Below are 2,478 nucleotides of genomic sequence, written 5' to 3' on the forward strand. Positions count from 1 at the left end.
TGTGGCAGCCAAGTTGAACTGTCCACGTTGGCGCAAAGTAGAAATGTCACTTTGGGCGCGTCGCCAGCCATTTAGACATGCGACACTCGACATCTCCGCTGGCGCTGAGGCAAGCCCCCGACCGGACCGGCTGGGCCGGGTTGCAAGGGAAGGGAGGGGGCGGTAGAAGGGCACCCCTTCGGCTTTAGCTTTCTCAGTTCCAATTATTGCGTTCCTGGTAGATGTTGCAGGCAGCTGAATGTGCAGGGCCAGGATCTCGCGATGCTTCCGGAAATCAGGCTGATGGGTGACGTCGATGTCGCCGCGCTGTCGCCGCTGCTTCGCGGCATGGCCATGACTGTCTCCTACGCCGAGACCCAGGGAGGGATCGGTCTTACCACGTCGGGAGCGATGAACCGCAAGTTCGTGCACTGGGCCGCCGTTCATTTCGATTGGCCCGGGTACACGTCCGAAGACCTGTACAGGATGAATAAGGTCCTCAATGAAGCCGACATGCCGCCGCTCTGGGTGGTGCGGGATATGGTCCGACATCTAAAGCTTCTTCGCCGGAGAAAAGACGTCCTGCTGCCCACAAAACGTGGCCAGGATTTTTTGGCGAGACCGCAGGCCTGCTTCGATCTGATCGCGACGGATTACCTTTATGCTTATATCCACCACGGGCAGACGCAGGAGGCTGTCCACAATCGGATGCGTTGGTGGCATGTCTTTCTCAATCTTATCAATATGAAAGCAGAAAGAGGCTGTTCGTTGGACGAACTGGCGAACGAGCTATACCCGAGTGAATCGTACCCGGAGCCAGCAGAAATGACTGTCGAAACCTGGAAGGAAAGGTCGGCGCTCCGCTACGATATCATTCGCCCGCTGTGCTGGCTGGGATTGCTGCACGAAGAGCGCCAGGGACTGACCATTTGGCAGCACGGAACCTACCACAAGACACCCTTGTGGGCTGCCTGTTTAAAGCTGGAATCGGACATGCAGTCCGAGTTTATTCTCCATTGAACTGTGCCGGGTAGGGTTGCCCTTGCTCCAGCGCACTTTGCGGGGAAAGCGCCTGTCGCCGCCGAGCAATGACCGCAGGATCGTTCATGAAATCCGTCCGCTTGCCCGGCTTGCGGCCCCGCGGTTTGTAGCCAATCTTCTCGCTGTTCGTCTTCACGGCCGGCTTCGTCGGCTGGTCCTGACGTTCTTTGATGTAGGTCAGGAGTTCACCGAGCCGCTTGTTCTCGGTGATCGCCGCATGCGTCACCCGCTGGTCCTTGTCGAACACCCGGTAGGGTAGGGAATGCCCCTTCCAACGCACATCCAGCCTGCCGTCGGCAAGCGCGTAGGTCTCGACATAGCGACCGACCAGCCCGCGCGTCACCTCGGTCTCTTCCAGCATGATCCGCTGGCGCTCGTACGAAAACGTCAACTGGGCACCGACATAACGCTGCTCACGTTTGCATAGCACGTCGCGCAGCCGATCCGGGGCAAGGTTCAGCGGCCGATGCAGATCATCAGATCGGGCAGGGGTAATGGCAAACTGGCGGTTATAGCGCTCCATGAACCGAGGCAGGAAAGCGTTGCCGTCGTCCATGCCGCAGACGCCCTCCAGACGCAGATCCTTAATCAACCGGTCCTGTAGCGTCCGGTTCATCCGCTCGACCCGGCCCTTGGCTTGACTCGAGTTTGCGCAAAGAATCTCGATGTTTAACTCGCAAAGTGCACGCCCGAACTGGGTCATGCCTTGGCCGCCCTTGGCATCCTTCTTCGCAACCCGGAACACCGAATGCTTGTCGGAATAGAAGGCGACGGGAGCACCATGCGCCTTCAGATAGAGTTCCAGCGCCTCGAAATAGCTGAACGCACTTTCCGAGCGCACAAACCGCAACTGCATCAACTTGCCGGTCGCATCATCGATGAACACCAGCAATGAACATGGATCGCCGCGATCTTCGAACCAGCGATGCTCGGAACCGTCGATCTGAACCAACTCGCCGTAGGCCTCGCGCCGCAGCCGCGGCTGATGGAACGTCCGTCGCTGCTTGCGCGACAGCCACAAGCCGGCCTCCGACATCCATTGGCGCAAGGTCTCGCGCGACACCGTCAGACCATCACGCTCCGCAAGCTTCTCGGCCGCCAGCGTCGGACCAAAGTCGGCATAACGCTCGTGCACGATCGTCATGGCGTAATCGCGTACGCCGTCGCAGATCCGGTTGTTCGATGGCCGGCCGATCGCCTGGTGCCGGATCGACGCCGCACCGCCAGTGCTGATCCGCTCCAGCAACCGGCGAACCTGGCGGGTGCTCAGCTCAAGCACATGTGCCGCCGACACCAACGTCATGCGTCCGGCGATCACCTTCGACAAAACCTCAATCCGCTGCAGGTCACGCTCGCTCATCGCAATCAATCCCATCCGCAATCTCCCAGGTCATCAAAACCCGGGGAGAGTGACATTCCAACTTTGCAGGATCAGGACACTTTAACTTTGCGGCTACA

At 59.2% G+C, this 2,478-nt stretch carries 2 protein-coding genes; one reads left to right on the forward strand and one right to left on the reverse strand.

From position 1 onward, the window contains the following. Positions 1 to 261: 261 nt before the first annotated feature. Complete coding sequence (locus tag IB279_RS36685) at positions 262 to 999, forward strand: hypothetical protein (RefSeq protein WP_090302584.1); 738 nt, start codon at positions 262 to 264, stop codon at positions 997 to 999. On the opposite strand, the gene IB279_RS36690 is transcribed toward IB279_RS36685, so the two are convergent. Continuing rightward, entirely contained in the window at positions 986 to 2,395 is a 1,410-nt protein-coding gene (locus tag IB279_RS36690; protein ID WP_113506541.1) for an ISNCY family transposase, read from the reverse strand. The genes IB279_RS36685 and IB279_RS36690 overlap by 14 nt on opposite strands. Between the last annotated feature and the right edge of the window lie 83 nt (positions 2,396 to 2,478).

This window comes from Ensifer sp. ENS06 (assembly GCF_014852205.1).
GTDB classification, from domain to species: domain Bacteria; phylum Pseudomonadota; class Alphaproteobacteria; order Rhizobiales; family Rhizobiaceae; genus Ensifer; species Ensifer adhaerens.